General features: G+C 65.0%; 14 protein-coding genes. 6 read left to right on the top strand and 8 right to left on the bottom strand.

What is annotated here, in order from left to right; genetic code table 11:
- Positions 1-87: 87 nt before the first annotated feature.
- From AC4D1W_RS12675 to AC4D1W_RS12665, 3 genes are all read right to left on the bottom strand, one after another.
- A complete protein-coding gene (locus AC4D1W_RS12675; RefSeq protein WP_490898967.1) occupies positions 88-1,938 on the bottom strand; it encodes a pectinesterase family protein in 1,851 nt (616 codons plus the stop codon).
- A complete protein-coding gene (locus AC4D1W_RS12670; protein WP_490898966.1) occupies positions 1,935-3,299 on the bottom strand; it encodes a pectate lyase family protein in 1,365 nt (454 codons plus the stop codon). Before AC4D1W_RS12670 ends, AC4D1W_RS12675 begins: the two co-directional genes overlap by 4 nt.
- A gap of 135 nt (positions 3,300-3,434) precedes the next feature.
- Positions 3,435-4,448 (bottom strand): LacI family DNA-binding transcriptional regulator, encoded by a 1,014-nt coding sequence (locus AC4D1W_RS12665; protein ID WP_490898965.1) that lies wholly within the window; start codon positions 4,446-4,448, stop codon positions 3,435-3,437.
- Between the two features lie 154 nt (positions 4,449-4,602).
- On the opposite strand from AC4D1W_RS12665, the gene AC4D1W_RS12660 reads away from it, so the two are divergent.
- From AC4D1W_RS12660 to AC4D1W_RS12645, 4 genes are read left to right on the top strand one after another with little or no spacing between them, the layout of a single operon-like run.
- Positions 4,603-6,021, top strand: a complete 1,419-nt coding sequence (locus AC4D1W_RS12660) for a Gfo/Idh/MocA family protein (RefSeq protein ID WP_490898964.1) — start codon at positions 4,603-4,605, stop codon at positions 6,019-6,021.
- A gap of 13 nt (positions 6,022-6,034) precedes the next feature.
- The gene (locus tag AC4D1W_RS12655) at positions 6,035-6,970 is read left to right on the top strand and encodes an NAD-dependent epimerase/dehydratase family protein (RefSeq protein ID WP_490899011.1); all 936 of its coding nucleotides are present in this window, start codon (positions 6,035-6,037) and stop codon (positions 6,968-6,970) included.
- A 3-nt stretch (positions 6,971-6,973) separates the two neighbouring features.
- On the top strand, positions 6,974-7,879 hold the full coding sequence (locus AC4D1W_RS12650) for a 5-dehydro-4-deoxyglucarate dehydratase (protein WP_490898963.1): 906 nt from the start codon (positions 6,974-6,976) through the stop codon (positions 7,877-7,879).
- The gene (locus AC4D1W_RS12645) at positions 7,876-8,949 is read left to right on the top strand and encodes a mandelate racemase/muconate lactonizing enzyme family protein (RefSeq protein WP_490898962.1); all 1,074 of its coding nucleotides are present in this window, start codon (positions 7,876-7,878) and stop codon (positions 8,947-8,949) included. Before AC4D1W_RS12650 ends, AC4D1W_RS12645 begins: the two co-directional genes overlap by 4 nt.
- 42 nt (positions 8,950-8,991) lie before the next feature.
- Here AC4D1W_RS12645 and AC4D1W_RS12640 read toward each other — a convergent pair whose 3' ends face one another.
- Complete coding sequence (locus AC4D1W_RS12640; protein WP_490898961.1) at positions 8,992-9,855, bottom strand: phosphotransferase family protein; 864 nt, start codon at positions 9,853-9,855, stop codon at positions 8,992-8,994.
- 104 nt (positions 9,856-9,959) lie between these two features.
- Between AC4D1W_RS12640 and AC4D1W_RS12635 the strand changes: the two genes are divergently transcribed.
- Both AC4D1W_RS12635 and AC4D1W_RS12630 read left to right on the top strand, forming a co-directional pair.
- Positions 9,960-10,955: a ring-cleaving dioxygenase gene (locus tag AC4D1W_RS12635; RefSeq protein WP_490891852.1), complete on the top strand. Its 996-nt coding sequence runs from the start codon at positions 9,960-9,962 to the stop codon at positions 10,953-10,955.
- Positions 10,955-11,581 (top strand): alpha/beta hydrolase, encoded by a 627-nt coding sequence (locus AC4D1W_RS12630; protein ID WP_490891853.1) that lies wholly within the window; start codon positions 10,955-10,957, stop codon positions 11,579-11,581. The genes AC4D1W_RS12635 and AC4D1W_RS12630 overlap by 1 nt, the downstream gene beginning before the upstream one ends.
- An 88-nt stretch (positions 11,582-11,669) precedes the next feature.
- Here AC4D1W_RS12630 and AC4D1W_RS12625 read toward each other — a convergent pair whose 3' ends face one another.
- Genes AC4D1W_RS12625 through AC4D1W_RS12610 form a run of 4 tightly spaced genes read right to left on the bottom strand, consistent with a single transcriptional unit; the run spans position 11,670 to position 16,913 of the window.
- Positions 11,670-12,389, bottom strand: coding sequence for an NYN domain-containing protein (locus tag AC4D1W_RS12625; protein ID WP_490891855.1), 720 nt, complete (start codon positions 12,387-12,389; stop codon positions 11,670-11,672).
- 50 nt (positions 12,390-12,439) lie between these two features.
- Positions 12,440-13,543: a M24 family metallopeptidase gene (locus AC4D1W_RS12620; protein WP_490891857.1), complete on the bottom strand. Its 1,104-nt coding sequence runs from the start codon at positions 13,541-13,543 to the stop codon at positions 12,440-12,442.
- On the bottom strand, positions 13,540-15,579 hold the full coding sequence (locus AC4D1W_RS12615; protein ID WP_490898960.1) for a DUF6807 family protein: 2,040 nt from the start codon (positions 15,577-15,579) through the stop codon (positions 13,540-13,542). Before AC4D1W_RS12615 ends, AC4D1W_RS12620 begins: the two co-directional genes overlap by 4 nt.
- 23 nt (positions 15,580-15,602) lie before the next feature.
- A complete protein-coding gene (locus AC4D1W_RS12610) occupies positions 15,603-16,913 on the bottom strand; it encodes an ABC transporter substrate-binding protein (protein ID WP_490898959.1) in 1,311 nt (436 codons plus the stop codon).
- Positions 16,914-16,961 lie beyond the last annotated feature (48 nt).

Below are 16,961 nucleotides of genomic sequence, written 5' to 3'. Positions count from 1 at the left end.
CCTTCAGGTTAGTGTTCCTTCAAAGAACAGTAAGCCTGCTTTGTAATGCAGCGCAAACTGCCTCGCATCAGCTCTGCCGGCACGCCACTACACGGTGGTGTCTGCAGTTGATCGAGCGAGCTGTGGTTGCCACCAGTCCTGACCCCGGAGGTAGTGACTGGCCGTGAAACTCGCAGCCTGTTCGTTGGTCATCTGCGGACGATCGGCCGAGTGCGCTGAACCCGGTCCGCTGTTGTGGAACTCGTGGAACCGCGCGTCCTTCCAGGAGAAGCCGCTCATGTCCGTCCAGGGCGATGGTTTGACGTGGGCGCCGAGGTGGCTGTTTCGGACCAGAACCTGTGCGATGGCTGCGGGATCGCCGCTGGGATGCCATGGCCGCCCCAAGTGCACGGTGCGCCGGGCGGCGTTGGACTCGAAGCGGCACTCGTCGAACAGGTACCCATATTGGAAGCGCTGGTTGATGCTTCCCGCCGTAACATAACCGTTGTTCGAGGACGAGCCCCGGTCGAGCGACTCAATCGAACAGCGCTGGAAGACCGCCGTCGCCCGTCCGAAGATGAAGTCGACGTCTCCCTGCACGTGTGTATTGATGAAGAACTGGCGGGACATGGTTTGGGCGTTCGGGGTGTTGACGAGCAACGAGTCCTGATTTCCGAGAATGCGTACATCTTCGAAAACGCAACGGTCAGCCGTCACATGCACGGCCACGGCCTGCCGGTTCCTGATGTGCCCATTCGCCGCCTCGTCGAAGTCATTGCTGAAGGTGAGGTTCCTCGCATGGAAATCCGCTCCGTCGAGTCGCGTTGAAGCACTTCCGCTGGTTCCATAGGTGCCGGAGCCGTCAGGTTTGAGGGTGCCGGCCGCATTGTCGAAAACGAGAACGACGTCGTCGGGAGTCGCTCCCGTTCCAACCAGGCTCACCCGCGGCTTGGTTCGCGGGACGAGGACCAGCTCCCTGTACTGCCCGGGTGCGATGTGGATTTCATGACGCTTCTCCGCCTGGTCCGGCACCGCGTTAATCGCGGCCTGCACGCTGCCGAATTGCCGTCCAGGGCCGACGTCGAGGACCACAGGTCTGTCGACAGGGCGTTCAGACGGCCAGAACATGCCTGTCAGGAGGCTCTCGGCAGGAAGCGCGACAGTCCGGGGATCCTGCGGAGCGAACTCCAGTTCAGACAGTCCGGCGGAAACCAGATGGGCGACGGCGAGCGCGCCTTCGGCCCGGAAGTGGGTGTTGTCCTGCACCCCCGCCGGATACTGCGGGAACTCACCCGGTGAGGTGTAGAGGAACATCCCGGTGGTGCCCTCGGGGCCCAACTGTTGCCACAGCCCGAGCGATGAGCGCGTCAGGTCAATCAGCGGTGTTCCGGTGGCAGTTGCCAGTTCGCGCATCGCGGCCGGATATTCGCCGTGAGACTCCCTGACATTTCCCGCAGTGTCGAAACGGCGGCGCTCTACGGGAGTGACCAGGATCGGGTGCGCTCCGGCGGCTCGAGCACCGCGGATGAAACCGCTCAGGTACTCCTTGTAGGTGGTTTGCGGATAGGTTCCGCGAGTCGGATCAGTAGTCTTTTCGTCGTTGTGGCCGAAGGAAATGAGCAGGTAGTCTCCGGAGCTCAGCATCGCGAGTGTTTCGGCGGCGAGCCCGGAATCGGTGAAACTCTTCGACGATGCGCCGGACAGCGCCCGGTTCACCACCCTTGAACCCGAGTTGAGCGCAAGGGGGAGGGCCTGTCCCCAGCCTGCCCGCGGCAGTTCCCGATGTGCGTAGGTCGACGCGGTGGAATCTCCTACAACGAAGATGGTGGGTTGTCCTGGGCCACCGGTTGGTGTCCCTGATTCCGCGGCGGATACACCGGCACCCAGAGTCAGGAAGCCGGCAGTACCGGCGATCCCGGTGAGCACCGTCCTGCGGTTGATGGATTGATCGAAGATCACCGGGTGCCTCCCGCAGTGAAGACAGGACCGACATTGCCCTTGAGGATTGCCGGTACCGCCTGCGCGGGGTGGACCTTTGTGCGCAGGACCGGCTGCCAGGAGGTGTCCTCGGCGAGCTGCTTGTCCGCAGGAGCACTGGCGTTGTAGGCGGCGCGGAGATCGAGCACATGGCCGTTGACGGTGTTGTCGATCGTCGTGATCGTGGTGCCCTTCCAGTGCGCAATGATCTCCGCCGGGTCAACGTCCGGTGTCAGGGAGAAAGCATTCGCTTCGGCCCAGATGTGGGACTGGACGCCAACCCCGAGGCTGTACTGGTAAGGGACCCTGGCCTGATCGTTGACAACGAAGTGGTTGTTGTACGCGTCAACCTGTCCGTAGCGCAGGCGCGGTGCCCGCTGCCCCACGTTCACGAACTCGTTGTGGTGCAGGGTGACACGCAGCTTCCCTGGATCTCCGCGCCCCGGTGAATCCGTAGAACCGATCAGCATGAGCTTGTCCCGGTCAGCGAAACGGTTGTAGGAGACGGTCACAAGATCCGAGCCGTTGGTGATGTCGATGGCGCCGTCATGCTGCTGGTAGGACCGGCCGAAGTAGGTTGGGGCCTCGTCGTCGAAATACGGGTCGTCGGTGTAGTGGTTATGGTCCATCCAGATGTTGGTCGCCCGGTTGATGATCTGGACCATGTCGTATTCGCTGTTCCAGTTTCCCGAACTGCCATCGGTCGGGTCCCACTGGGGGAAGCAGTCAATAACGCCTTTGTGGTGGAGGTTCCGAACTATTACGTTGCTGGCACCGTTGATGCGCAGGGACAGCCCATTGAGTGCCGCGTCCGGTGAAGCGCCCACAATGGTGGTGTTACTCGGCACGTCAACGAGGATGGTTGCGCGTTGCTTCTGTGCCGCCCGTTCTCTGGCTTCTTCCTGGGTCCCCTCGGGCTCACGGTCCCAGCCCCAGGTGGCAGGATCATACGCCGCAAGGTACGCAGCGAGGGAATAGCCCGTGCCCGTTGCGTACTGGTCGCAGGAAAGTGCGTTGCCGGCGTCGTCTGCGTTCCCCAGCAGTTCGCCGTGCACGCGGATGATCTTCGCATTGTCGCCGGCACTCGCAAAGGCGGCCTTGAGTTCGGTGCGGGTGGAGACGTCGAAAATCCGGTCAGCGGCAGCCCCGGATCCTCCGGTGGTACCGGCCCCGAAGGAGCCCCAGCCGTCGTTGGCGGGAAGGGTCTGGTGCTCGAGCGGAACGGATGCCGTTTGTGCTGGTGGAGCCGCGTGGGATGGCGGCTGGGCGTTGGCAGGTGCGCCGGCTGTCGAGACCAGTGTCGCGACGCACAGCAGTGTGAGGGCAGGACGAAACAGACTCACTGAGATTCTCCTCATTGAGATTGGAGTGATTGTTCGAAAGCTTTCTTGCGGCGACTCGACGAGGCGCCGACCCCGGTAGCCGCAACTATAGGAAAGCGTTTTCTCGGCTGTCAACCACCCGGGTCTCCGGAGGGATCAGCGCGCCGACCGCGCAGTGCTCCCGCGGCGGCGAACCTCCGGCTGGAAAGTGGTGTGCGCCGGTTCCGAATCAGCTTCACCCAGGAGGCGCCGCATCTCGTGCCAGGCCTGCTCGCCGATATCGTTGATCGGCACAGCCGCCGTGGTGAGCGGCGGAGTGGTGTAGTTGGCGAACGGAATGTCGTCGAATCCGGTCACGGAGATTTCCCCGGGGACGTCGATGCCCCGTTCATGGAGGCCGCTCAGCAGACCCATGGCAACGAGGTCATTGAATGCGAGGACGCCGGTCGCGCCGGTTTCCAGGACGCCGTCTACGGAGCTATGCCCGGCTTCGAAGCTGGAGCCGCCGGGCAGCACGGCCAGTTCAATGCCAGGGTGATCGACGCGGAATTTCTCGAGACCCTGGAGCCGTGCCTGGTTGCCTGCGCTTCGCTCCGGCCCGGCGAGGAAGGCAAGCGAGGTGTGGCCGAGGTCTATGAGATACGCAGCCAGGTCCTGGATGCCCTGGCCGTAATCGACCACAAGGCTGGGGGTCTCGGCGTCCGCCGTGGAGCGGTTGATGAGCACCAGCGGGCGCAGCGAGGGCACCAGGGCCTCAAGTTCAGTCTCATTCATGCGCGGTGCGCAGAGCACGACGCCGTCACACCGCCGTCGTGCTTCGCCTGCCAGGATGGATTCTTCGCTGGACACCTCGGAGGAGTCAGCGATCAGGACACGGTAGCCATCCTGCGCGGCGGCGCGGCTCACGCCGCGGAGCATGCCCTGGAAGGTGGGGTTGGCGAGGTCCGGAACGACGACGCCGATCGTGTCGGTCTTGCCCAGCGCCAGGCTGCGTCCCACTGCGTTGGGTTGGTAGTTCAGTTCCGCAGCAGCGGTCCTGACCCGGGCGGCGATCTCGGGGTCAACCGAGAAGTTGCCGTTCATGACGCGTGAGACCGAGGCCAGCGAGACTCCTGCCCGCTGTGCGACGTCGGTGATGCCTACCCTGCGGTTGGCAGTTTTCCTGGCCATAGGTTCCTCATCCGGGTGGGGAATCGGCGCCCCCGCAGCAAATGGTTGACGGGTGCACCGGTGTGTTGATAGAAAGCATATAACCTTTTCCAGAAAACGTTTTCTCGCATCAAGGCGTCGCATCATCGCCGATGCAGGCGACTGAAGGAGCCCCATGAGTACCGCCCCGCACACACTTCCCGCCGCGCAGCAGGCGCAGGAGCACGAACGCACCCGTCTGGCCCTGATCGGCACCGGCTCCCGCGCTGAGATGTACGTCCGCGCCGCGCTTGGCGATCACGCCTCCTCAGCCGAACTGGTGGCCATCAGCGACACCAATCCGGGGCGGGTTGAGTACTACCTCAACCTCGTTGCGGAATTATCACCGGCAACACAGGTTGCGCAGTTCCGGCCGGAGGATCTGACGCAATTCATCCGGGATAACAGCATCGGCCGCGTCATTGTCACCACGCCTGATTTTACCCACGCCGACTACATCGTCGAGGCTCTGGAAGCTGGCGCCGACGTCGTGGTGGAAAAGCCGCTCACCATCAACGACGACGGCTGCCGCCGGATCTGCGACGCAATCGACCGCACGGGACGCGACGTCGTCGTGACCTTCAACTACCGTTACTCGCCCCGGAACAGCGCCCTGAAGGAGATCATCCAAAGCGGCGCGATCGGCACTGTCACTTCCATCGACTTCAGCTGGATGCTCGACACCGTCCACGGAGCCGACTACTTCCGCCGCTGGCACCGGCAGAAGGAGAACTCCGGCGGCCTCCTGATCCACAAGGCCTCCCATCACTTCGACCTCGTGAACTGGTGGATCGATGACGTTCCCGAACGCGTCTTCGCCAGTGGGGGGCTGCGCTTCTACGGCGACAGCAACGCTGCCGGGCGCGGGCTCACGAACCGCCCCGAGCGCGGCACCACGGACTCCGCCGCGGGTGATCCGTTCGCCCTGGACCTCCGTGAGGATGAGCGACTCAACGCCCTCTACTACGCCAACGAACACCACGACGGGTACCAGCGCGACCAGGACGTCTTCGCCCCCGGAATCACGATCGAGGACAACCTCGCCCTCGTGGTCGACTACCAGTCCGGACCGACCCTCAGCTATTCACTCAACGCGCACAGCCCCTGGGAAGGCTACCGGGTCGCGGTGAACGGAACGCTCGGGCGTGCCGAGCTCGAGGTCGTGGAGAGAGCTGCGGTCTCCAACAGCACCGATCAGAAAAACGTGGTCGACCCAAGCGCCACCCCGGTGGAGGAGGACGACGCGGTCCGGGTCAACGGTGAACGCCTCATCCTCCAGCGCCACTGGGAGCCCGCCGTGGAAATCCCGATCGTGAACGGAGAGGGAGGGCACGGCGGCGGTGATGCCCTGCTGCTCGCGGACCTGTTCGAGGGGCCGGGGGATGACCCGCTCGGCAGGCCGTCCGGCTACCTGGACGGACTGCGCGCCGTCGCCGTGGGCATTGCCGGCAACGCGTCGCTCGAATCCTCGCTGCCCGTCAGGATCAGCGAGCTCAACCTCGGTGCGGATCTCGCCGCGGACCGTGCGGAGAACGGGCGAGTACGCCGTGGCTGAGCGGGCGCAGACCATGGTCCTCATCACGGGCGGCTCCGGCAGGCTTGGCCGCAGCGTGGTGACCGGCCTTGCTGGAGCAGGCTACGACGTCGTCTCCGTGGACCACGCGCCCGTCCCGGAAGGTGCGTTCCCAGCGCATGTCCGGCAGGAGTCGGTTGACCTGCTGGCGGCGGGCGAGGCCCGCCGGGTCATCGAAGAGCACCGGCCCGATGCCGTCATCCACCTTGCTGCGATCGCCGTCCCCTTCAGCGCCCCCGAGGATGTCATCCTCCAGACCAACAGCCAGCTCGCCTTCCAGGTCATGGGCGCGGCCACGGAGCTGGGCGTCAGCCGGATCATCACCGCGTCCAGTCCGACGGTGCTCGGCTACGGCTCACCGGCCGGGTGGATGCCGGAGGCGTTCCCCCTCGATGAGGAAACGACGCCGAAACCCTGGAACGCGTACGCCCTCTCCAAACTGCTCGCCGAACAGACCATGCGTATGTTCGCTGCCGCACAGGGCGACCGCATCCGTTACGCGGCGTTCCGGCCCTGCTATGTCATCTCGCCGGAGGAATGGGCGGGTGCGCCCACGCAGCAGGGGAACACCGTCGTCGAACGGTTGGATGATCCGTCGCTTTCCGCACCGGCCGTCTTCAATTACGTCGACGCGCGGGATGTGGCGGATTTCCTCGACGTCCTGCTGCAGTCCATGGACCGCATTCCGAATGCGGAAACGTTCTTCGTTGGCGCTGCGGACGCGCTCGCCCGTGAGCCGTTGTCCGTACTCATTCCGCGCTACCTTCCTGCTGTGGGCGCGCTCGCTTCCAACCTGAGCGGCACCAGCCCGGCCTTCTCGATTGAGAAGGCGCGCAGGCTCCTCGGGTGGGAACCTAAGCGCAGCTGGCGCACTGAACTCAGCGAATCTCAGGAGTCCGAGTTGGCCTCCACAATCCAGGAAGCCAGGTAAGTCATGCAGTTCAACGGAGTGCTGTTTTTCCCCGTCACACCCTTCTCACCCACGGGGTCAGTTGATACCGCAAAGCTTCGCGAGCACATTGAGTCCCGGCTCAGTCACCAGCCGGGTGGGGTCTTTCCTGCCTGCGGCACCGGTGAGTTCCACGCCCTCGACATCGAGGAGATCCGCGCCGTCGTCACGACGGCTGTGAGCGCTGTCGATGGGCAGGTCCCGGTGATCGCCGGAGCCGGTGGCCCGCTCGGCCACGCCCGCGCTGCGGCGAAGGTTGCGGAGGAGGCCGGTGCCGATGCGCTGCTCGTGCTGCCGCCCTACCTCGTAAAGGGCCCCACCGACGGGCTGGTTGCCTATGTCGAGGACGTAGCCGCCGCGTCGAGCCTTCCGGTCATCATCTACCACCGCGCCAACGGGGTGTTCACGGCCGACGCCGTTGCCCGGCTGGCCGCCAACCCGAAGGTGATCGGCTTCAAGGACGGTGTGGGCGACGTCGGCCTGGCACAGGAGATCGTGTCCGCAGTCGCAGCCACGGGTCGCACCGATTTCCAGTTCTTCAACGGCCTGCTGACCGCCGAACTCAGCCAGGGGGCCTACCGCGGACTTGGAATTCCGCTCTACTCTTCCGCGGCATTTGCCATGGCACCGGATATTGCCACCGCGTACTACCGCGCCTACATCGACAATGACGAAGCGGCCCGGCACCGCCTGCTCGAAGGCTTCTACGCACCGCTGGTGCGCCTGCGCGACCAGACGCCCGGCTTTGGCGTCTCGCTCATCAAGGCGGGCCTGCGGCTGGACGGGTTCGACGTCGGCTCCGTCCGCCCGCCGCTGGTCGACCCCACCGAGAGCCAGTTGGTTGAGCTCAAGGCGATCCTCACCGCCGGCCGGGAGCTCGTGGGAGCATGAGCCCGAAGATCACCGGCCTCACCGCACGCCTCATCACGGTGCCCCTGCGGCGCGCCTGGGGAGCGGACGTCCCGGAAAACCACTTCATCGCAACCACGGTGACCACGGACGACGACGGTGTGGGCCACGGCTTCTCCTGGACCCCCACCATCGGGCCGCAGGCAGTACTGGCGTTGCTGGAAAATGACATCGCACCGTTCATAGCAGGACTTCCTGCCCGCCCCGAGGAGGTCTGGGACGCGCTATGGGTCCGGCTCCACGAGGCTGGCGGGGGAGGGCTGACCACCATAGCGATGGCCGGCGTCGACCTCGCCCTCTGGGACCTGGCCGGGCGCCAGGCCGGCTGCTCGGTTCCGGACCTGTTGGGCCGGCGTCGTGAGAGCGTGCCGGTATACGGGTCCGGAGTGAACCTGCATTACAGCCTCGACGAGCTGGTTGAGCAGGCACAGCGCTGGGTCGCCGAGGGCAGGCAGGCTGTGAAGGTGAAGGTCGGGAAGCCGGACCTGCGCGAGGATGCCGAGCGCATCGCCGCAGTCCGGGAGGTCATCGGCCCGGATCGCGCGCTCATGATCGATGCCAATCAACGGTGGGACCTGCCCACCACCCTGCGCGCGCTTGAGTGGCTCGCAGAGTACGGCCTGCACTGGCTCGAGGAGCCCATTCGTGCCGACGACCTCTCGGCCTACCGCCGGCTGCGCCGCTCCTCACCGGTGCCCATCGCATTGGGCGAGAACGTGCACACCATCTACCGGTTCCGGGACTTCATCGAGGCGGACGCGGTCGACATCATCCAGCCCAACATCATCCGGGTCGGTGGCATCACTCCGTTCCGGCGCATCGTGGAGCTCGCGCGGGCCAACAGCATCGCCGTGGCCCCGCACCTGCTTCCCGAGCTTTCCGGTCAGCTTGCTTCCACCCTCGCGGAGACGGCGTGGGTCGAAGCGGTCGACGGCGCCACTCTGGGCGAGTTGGGCATCCTTGCCGGACCGTCGCCGGTCAGCATCACGGAATCGGGGCTCACCGTGACCGGGCAGCCGGGACTCGGCTTGGAGTTCACCGCGCCGCGCTGAGTGCTCGGCCTGCTGACGCGAGGAGCGGGCCCACAAGCGCGGTCAGCTCTTCCAGTGCCGCAGCGGGATCCTCGTTGGGGAGGGCTGCCGCGTCGCGGTGTCTGCCCTGCCTCGGTGCCCGCGACGACGTCGACGGCGAGCTTCCAGCGAAGTGCGATCGCGGCGTGGAAGCCCAGACGTATCTCCTCGAAGGTGATGTCGTGTACCTCCAAGCGGAGAGCATCGGCGTAGCTGTCCAGCATCGTCATTGACGATCGGCACTACGACGCCGGCCAGGACATCACGTCGGCGGACCGACGAGAAGGCAAGTGATGCCAGGTCCGCTCCCACCGGACCAGCACCGACCGATTCCCAGTCAATGAGAATCGTCCCGGCGCCGGAGGAGAAGATGTTCGCACCGGCGGCGTCGTGGTGGCACAGCGTGTGCGGAAGTACTTCCAGGATTTTGCGGAAGCGGACTTGCTCGAGGATCAGTTGCTCGGCGCCGGCCAGTGGGTCACCGAGATGCGCGACGGCGTCGGGGTGGGCTCGGCGCAGCGTCGCCAACCCTTGTTCGACGGCTTCAGGCTGGCTGTGGCGGTCGATCCACTCCGTGAAGTACCAGGGCTCAGCGAGTTCGCGGTGGGCCCACTGACCTGCCATGCCGCCCAGGTCGCGTGCGGCGTCGAACTCCCGCCTGCCGTCATCCAAGAGGTACGGAGAGGCCAAACCAGAGCCCTCGGTATGCTTCTCGATCAGTGACCACGGCACGTTCCCACGGTCGACAGCTGCATACCCCCGGAGCCGACTTACCGTGCAGTGGGCGAGGAACGCATCGTAATCCAGGGGCGCCCGTTCGACTTCCGTCAGCGCGGTGACGTGGACGCCCACTGCCTCCGCGACGGCCGCCATCAGCGATTCCTCCATGCGGACAGGGTAACGCCCGGTCGAGGGAATAACTTCGAAGGAACATGTATTTGCATGTATATGCGTCGACCGCAGGGGCCGGCTGAAAGTTCCGGAGGACCACCATGACAGCGCAAACCCCGGGTCTGCACCACGTCACCGCCATCGCAGGTGACCCGCAGGCCAACGTCGACTTCTATATCCGTGGCCTCGGGCTCCGGCTCGTGAAGAAGACCGTCAATTTCGATGACCCGTCCACCTACCACCTCTACTACGGCGACGACGCAGGCAGGCCGGGCTCTCTCATGACCTTCTTCCCGTGGGGTCAGGTAGCGCCCGGGCGGATTGGTTCCGGCCAGTCGACAACCACTGCGTTCTCTGTCCCCGAGGGAAGCCTTGGCTGGTGGCAGGATCACTTCCGCGCCCTCGGCGTGGAGTCCTCCGTCGCGGGGGTCTCCGCGGATGAGGAGAGGTTGTCGCTGCGCGATCCCGACGGACTCCAACTCGACCTTGTGGCCTCCTCCATCTCCGACCCCCGAGATCCATGGGATTCATCCTTTGTCCCCGCTGAGCACGCCGTGCGCGGCCAACACTCGTCGGTGCTTACAGTCGCCAACCCTGAGCGCACACTGCGCGTGCTCACCGAAGACCTCGGCCTACGGATCACCGGCGAGTCACAGGGCCGTACCCGTCTGGAAGCGGGTGACGGCGGCGCAGGAAACACGATCGACGTCGTCGCTGATACGTCCGGGCAACCCGGCCTGGTGGCCGGCGGCACCGTGCACCACATCGCCTTCCGGGTCCCGGACAAAGCCACCCAGGAACTGTGGCGGCAGGACCTCGTTGAACGGGGCTTCGCCGTCACGGCCATTTTGGACCGTCAGTACTTCACCTCGATCTACTTCCGGGAACCGGGCGGTGTGCTCTTCGAGATCGCGACCGATACCCCTGGTTTCAACGTCGACGAACCGCTGCTTGAGCTTGGCCGGTCGTTGAAACTCCCGCCGTGGCTTGAACCCTCACGTGAAGACATCGAAGCGTCCGTGGCAGCCGTGGAAGTGCCGGAGGACAACAACGTACTCACCGGCCGCACCGCCGCTGGCTCCACCGACAACGCCTGATGGCCGGCCCACAGCTCACCGACTGGCCTCACCTGTACCGGGAGGGCGCTACTGACCGACCCGTGCTCCTGATGCTGCACGGCACCGGCTCGAATGAGCACGAGATCACCGCGCTGGCAGCGGAGTTGGATCCGAACGCGTCCGTTCTCGCGCCGCGCGGCCGGACGCAGGAAAACGGCATGCTTCGCTGGTTTGCGCGGCGTGCTGAGGGAGTGTTCGACGTCGACGACGTTCTTGTGAGAGCCGGTGAGCTTGCTGGCTTCATCGAGAACGCACGGGAGGGCTATGTTCTCGGCGACCGGCAGATCGTCGCTGTTGGCTTCTCCAACGGCGCCAATATTGCGCTGGCAACGGCGATGCTTCATCCCGAGTCCCTCGACTGCGTGATCGCATTCTCCGGGATGTACCCGTTCGGCGAGCGGCGCCAGGAGATCGACCTGTCCGGCAGCCGTTTCCTGGTGCTCAATGGACAAGCGGACCCTATGGCACCACTGGACAGTGTCACCACACTGGTGTCCGAGCTGCAGCGCCAGGGGGCCGCCGTCGGACAGGTTTTGCGGGCGGGCGGCCACGGCATTGATCGCTCGGACCAGAGCGCCGCCGTCGACTGGCTTGGCAGCCTGTAAAAAGAAGCACCTCTGATGGGTTCCGGCGTCGTGAAGCCACCAGAGCTGCGCAAAACTTCCCTAGATCTCCGGGGTCACCGGCCGCACATCAGACCTTGCGGTTATCCCGCACGTAAACCGTCAAGTCTTGCCGCTTGACTTGGAACATGCCCGTCGCTTCAACCAGCTCACTCAACTTCGTGTAGCCGTAATTCCGGGAGTCGAAGGAGGCCTGATTACTAATCTGATGGCCTACTACGCCCAAATGTGCCCAGCCATCATCTCCGCTAGCTGCGTCCACGGCGCTGCGCAGCATCAGCATTAGGCGGGCATCGCCTCTCAACTTCTGTGATTCGCGAGGCGCCGGTACCGTTCCGTTGCCTTCTGCTAGTTGCTGGCCGAGACCTTCAACATAGGTGAACTGAGAGCACGCGTTGATGAAAGGCTTGGGTGTCTTCTGTTCTCCGAATCCGTATACCTTGAGACCGTCGGTCAGCACGCGCATAACCAGTGGGGTGAAATCGGCGTCACTCGAAACGAAGGCAAATGCGTCAACCGATCGGGTATACAGCAGGTCCATGGCGTCAATAATCATCGCCATATCGGATGCGTTCTTGCCCGTGCTGTAGGCGAACTGCTGGATTGGACGGATTGCGTACGTGTGGAGTGTGTCTTCCCACGGCTTCATACTCGGGCTTTTCCAGTTGCCGTAGGCGCGTCGAATATTGGCCGTGCCATACCGGGCAACTTCCGCAAGGATCACATCGACCTTTGAAGCCGGCGCGTTTTCAGCATCGATCAGTAGGGCGATGCGCTTCTCGTCAGTCACTTGCTGAGCATGTCGGGGAACTGGCACAAGGTCAACTGCGCAAAACTTCCCTAGACCTCCAGGGTAACCGGCCGCAGGAGTCCGTTGACCTCGACCGTCGGCCAGCGCTCGTCAACGCTGAGCACTTTGATGCCCTCGGCGGTGAGGAGCACAGTGTCCTCGATCTTGACCCCTGGGCCGGACGGGTTCCACGTGAATGCCTGATTCAGTACCACCTCGTCATCGGTGGACGCCGTGACTCTCGGGTCCCTGCCCGCATACCCTGCGGGACCGCCCTGGTGATGCAGCCGCCACTGGTCCGGCCCAAAGCCGTGGGCGTCATACGAGCGCTGGATGACGTCGAAGATTGCATCCAGCCGCGCACCCGGGACCGTCGCCGCGAAGATGTCCGATTCAACTGCGGCAATCCGCGCCTCGGAATCGCGCTCGGCGGCCGTCGATCCGTCGAAACGAACCCAGCGCGTGACATTCGCGACCATGCCGTGTCGCCTCGCGCATACAACCGCCATCGCCCGCCGCCCCAACGGTGACGCCGTCGGGAGCGGGTGGCGGAAGGCGGAGCGTTCGCGGCCGTTGCACAGCAGGACCAGGGGCTCCGCGTCCATCGCGATGACCCGAGCTGCCAGTTCCGCGGAGATGTCACGTTCAGGCGTGTGCGGCCGCGCCGCTGAGAGGACATCGGTCATGGCCCGTGCTACCTCGCGGTTGAGCTCGGCGTACTGCTCGGCTTCGACCGGAAGGAGGGACCGCCGCGCCTCGCGCAGTTCCCGCCGGACGCTCGCCTCGTCGAGCGGTTCGGCTGGGGATAGCCGGCGGGCCACCTCGTCCACGGAACCGTGCCACGGGACGGGATGAACGACGACGCCGGTCGGCAACTCCTCGCGCATCAACCGGTCCGCCTCGTTGTTGAAAGTCACCAGGTGGTCCCGCTCGCGGTCAATCAGCAGGGCGGCGATCGGATCGCCCGCGAGGCTGATATGCAGGCGGCTGCCGCCCAGATACCAGGTCATAGCCGTGTTGGTGGTGAGCAGCAGGGAGTCATGGCCGGTGCGGTCGAGGATGTCGAGGACCCGACGGCGTTTGATCGCACGCTCGTCGGCGAGATCCGCTGTTGGCTCCGCGACAGACAGCCCGGGCTCTGAGGTGGTGGTCATGGATGCCTTTCTTCGGCCGCGAGTGCACGGATTGCCTCGGCGGTCAGGGCGCCGTCGGCAATGAGAACGGTGACGGAGCGGGTAAGCGGGGATTCGCGTGTGGTGGTAACTGGGCGGTCCCAGGCGAGTGCCAGACCCACTCCCGGGTAGCCTTCGGCCCGCACGAACCAAGGGTCAGCGGTGTTGTCGTCGGGCAGGAAGAGAAGCGTCGCCAGTTGACCATCGAAGGTCCCTTGCCAGCACAGCCAGTCGGACACGGTGCCGTGGACGTCCGCTTCACCGGAGGCGTCCGCCGTCGTAATCGCGGGGTTTTCGCAGGCGGGGAGGCGCCAGAAGAAGCCGCCGTAGCCACCGCCGTCCCGCCCGTTCGATCCCGGGCTTCCGAGGTGCACGGGACCGTCCATGACGGGAGTGAGGGCGAACTCGAGCGAGAGTGCCCACACTGCGTCACTCACGGAGCGCCAGGTGATCCGGCGCGTTTCGTGCAGTAGCGTGGCGCCGTCAGGGCCGCTCCAGCGAAGGGTCTCCTCGAGGAAATCATTCTGTTGGGTGATCGCGGTGCGGGAGATCCGGCCGTGGTCCGGGCGCCAGACGTAGCCCTGCTGCTCGCGCCGATAGGTGCGCCCGCCCCAGAAGTTGACGCCGTTGACGTCCTGAATGGCAACGCCGACCCCGAGGTGCCAGACGTGGTCAGCGGGGAAATGATCGGTGACAACCACTCCGCCGCGTGTCGTGAGCGGGTGCAGATAGGGGCGGGGCGCCAGCAGGGGAGTGACGGCGGAGCCGTCCCGGTAGGAGCCCACCGGGCGGCCGTCGAGCACAACAGGCAAGGACGACGACGCGCGCGCCCAGCCCGGATCAAGCTCACTGAACGTCGCCTGCGCCAGGCAGGCCCGCTGCAGGAGATCCTCGATGCCGTGTACGACGGGGCGCGCATCCTCCCCGTCGCCCTCCCAGGTGACGTACGCGGGGTCGATGGGGTGGGGTGGCGGTGCCAGCCGGACTGCGTCGAGGACCCGCATGAAAGCACCCGAGGAGTCGAGCGGACTGATCAGCGGAGTTCCGGCTGCTCGGTGCTCGAGGAGGTTTTCCAGCAGGTCGGCGCGCCCGAAGTGCTCAGCTACGGTCCCCTCGGCGGTGGTGACCGCCAGTTCGTCTTCGGTGTAATACAGCACGGCGGTCCCCTGTGTGCCGTGGAGCGTGACGCTGGGTCGCGTCTGCTCCGCGGCACACAGGGTAAGTGCGAGTGTGACGACGGAGCCGGGAGCTGTGCGCACCCGGATAGCCGAGGTGTCGTCGCACTCGATGTCGTGTGCCCGGTACAGGTCAGTCTCGACGGTAGCCACGTCGGACGCCTTCCTTGCACCAGCCACACGGAGGGCGGTCGCAACCGCATGGGCGAGTGGGTTCGTGGCCACGCCGTCGACCACGTCCACTCCATCCAGGGTCCGTTTCCCCGCCCAGCGTGAGCGCGCAAAGTAGCCCCGGGTTCGCACCCAGGCTCCGAGCGCGCTGACGCCGCGGACCGAACCCAGCGATCCCGATGCCACGAGATCGTCGATCCGGTCCAGCGCTGCCGAGCCCAGACTCTGAAACCCGGTCTGCACGGCAACGCCTGCTTTTTCCGCAGCAGTCAGAAGCGATTCGTATTGCTCCATCGACGCCACGGGAGGCTTCTCGACATACACATCCGCGCCCGCCGCGATCGCCGCGTGGGCGAGCGGCGCATGGGCCTGGATTGGGGTGGCGATAACGACGACGTCGGGCGCCACCCCTGCAGCAAGCAGGTCCTCCAGATTGTCGAACACGCCGACCTCGCTACCCAGCGTCCCCTCAGCGGGAGGGCGGGGGTCCGCCACGGCTACCAGCCGCGCGGCGCCCCCGGCCTCAAGCCGCCGAAGGTTGTCCAGGTGCCGGGCGCCGTACCCGTGGACGCCGACCAGGGCCACTCGCGCAACGCGGACGGATCCGTCGTGGCCCTGATGGTCGGCGGTATCTGCCGAGGAGTTCAGCGGACGGGGTGCGGGGTCGAGCATGATCGTTGTTCCGTTCCGGATGATCAGCCTGCGCTGATCATGCCTTCGATTTCGGCTGTCAGCTGTTCCGTTGCCTGCTCCGGAGTGAGCTTCTCGAACAGCACCTCGGAAACGTAGCGCTTGACCGTGTCCTGGACGCCGCCTGCACCCACGGGGGAGGGCAGCGGAGCTTCGGCCATGTCGGGGCGGATCTCGTCGAGGAAGTCCACCACGGTCTGATCTGTTTCATTCAGCTCCGGAGCAATGGCGGCAGCCATGTCGGGGTTCGCGGGAACCCCGCGGTCCACGAGCATCTTTTTTGCCGCCTCCGGGTTGTTGGCCAGGTAGTTCACAAACTTCGCAGCTTCCTCCTGGTCATCGGACTGGCTGGAAATGGACCAATACATCGACGCCTTGTAGTACATGCCGTTTTCGGAGGCATCGCCTGACTTCGAAGGAGGACGAAGCATCGTCACCTCACTGCCGCTCGCGGACTCCACCGCCGAGAGCTGGTTTGACCAGTACCACCCCATCGCTGCGCGGTTGGTTGCGAAACCACCGGCCTCGAAGGAGCCCGACATTTCCTCTGTGTACCGTGCGGCACTCGGTCCGCCGCCGTCGCGCACCTCGAGCAGGTGCTCGAACCAGGCGGTGACGTTCTCCGGTGAGTAGCCCACGGTTCCGGGCTCTTCGTCGTTGTAGAGGTTCTCCCCGTGCTGGCGGAGCCAGATACGCAGGTCGACATCCTGGGCGCCATATTCGGTGCCGACGATGTCTCCGCCCAGTTTCTCGCTCAGCTCCGCCGAGATGCGGTAGTAGTCGTCCCAGGTCCAGCTGGTGTCATCCGGGAGTTCCATACCGGCCTGCTCGAACAGGTCATTGTTGGCCATCACCACGTAGGCATTCTGCCCGGTCGACAGGCCGTACAGACCTTCCTCGTACCGGCCAAGGTTCAGCGACGCCTCATTGAACTTGGACGTGTCCAACCCTTCGAGGGTGCTGAGGTCCGCCAAAGCTCCGCGACCGGCGTATTCCTGCAGGTACTTCTCGTCCATGGTGATCACGTCCGGGGCGTCACGTCCCGCCGTCGTCGTAGCGAGTTTGTCCCAGTAGCCGCCGAAGTCGGAGTACTCACCCTCGATGGTGACGCCCTCGTTCTCGCCCTCGTACATGTCGATGATCTCCTGATTGGCCACATGGCGGGGGTCCGAGCCCCACCAGGAGAACCGCAGGTTGCCGTCACCGGCAGCAGCGCTGTCGCCGCTGCTGCCGCCGCAGGCGCCAAGGGTCATACTGAGCGCTACGACCGCGGTGGCGGCCGTGACTGCACGGGTTGCGCGAGAGAATCGCTTCATTGAATCTCGTCCTGTCTATCGGATGGATGTCGTTCGAGGATCAGAGGA

The organism is Arthrobacter sp. TJ-170, assembly GCF_058269305.1.
The sequence above is the reverse complement of the archived record's forward strand: the minus strand, read 5'-3'. Positions and strand labels throughout refer to the sequence as shown.

Bases quoted from the DNA above. Each gene is read 5' to 3' on its own strand.
- AC4D1W_RS12665 (WP_490898965.1), bottom strand. From the start codon at position 4,448: ATGGCCAGGAAAACTGCCAACCGCAGGGTAGGCATCACCGACGTCGCA.
- AC4D1W_RS12660 (WP_490898964.1), top strand. From the start codon at position 4,603: ATGAGTACCGCCCCGCACACACTTCCCGCCGCGCAGCAGGCGCAGGAG.
- AC4D1W_RS12655 (WP_490899011.1), top strand. From the start codon at position 6,035: ATGGTCCTCATCACGGGCGGCTCCGGCAGGCTTGGCCGCAGCGTGGTG.
- AC4D1W_RS12650 (WP_490898963.1), top strand. From the start codon at position 6,974: ATGCAGTTCAACGGAGTGCTGTTTTTCCCCGTCACACCCTTCTCACCC.
- AC4D1W_RS12645 (WP_490898962.1), top strand. From the start codon at position 7,876: ATGAGCCCGAAGATCACCGGCCTCACCGCACGCCTCATCACGGTGCCC.
- AC4D1W_RS12640 (WP_490898961.1), bottom strand. From the start codon at position 9,855: ATGGAGGAATCGCTGATGGCGGCCGTCGCGGAGGCAGTGGGCGTCCAC.
- AC4D1W_RS12635 (WP_490891852.1), top strand. From the start codon at position 9,960: ATGACAGCGCAAACCCCGGGTCTGCACCACGTCACCGCCATCGCAGGT.
- AC4D1W_RS12630 (WP_490891853.1), top strand. From the start codon at position 10,955: ATGGCCGGCCCACAGCTCACCGACTGGCCTCACCTGTACCGGGAGGGC.
- AC4D1W_RS12620 (WP_490891857.1), bottom strand. From the start codon at position 13,543: ATGACCACCACCTCAGAGCCCGGGCTGTCTGTCGCGGAGCCAACAGCG.
- AC4D1W_RS12615 (WP_490898960.1), bottom strand. From the start codon at position 15,579: ATGCTCGACCCCGCACCCCGTCCGCTGAACTCCTCGGCAGATACCGCC.
- AC4D1W_RS12610 (WP_490898959.1), bottom strand. From the start codon at position 16,913: ATGAAGCGATTCTCTCGCGCAACCCGTGCAGTCACGGCCGCCACCGCG.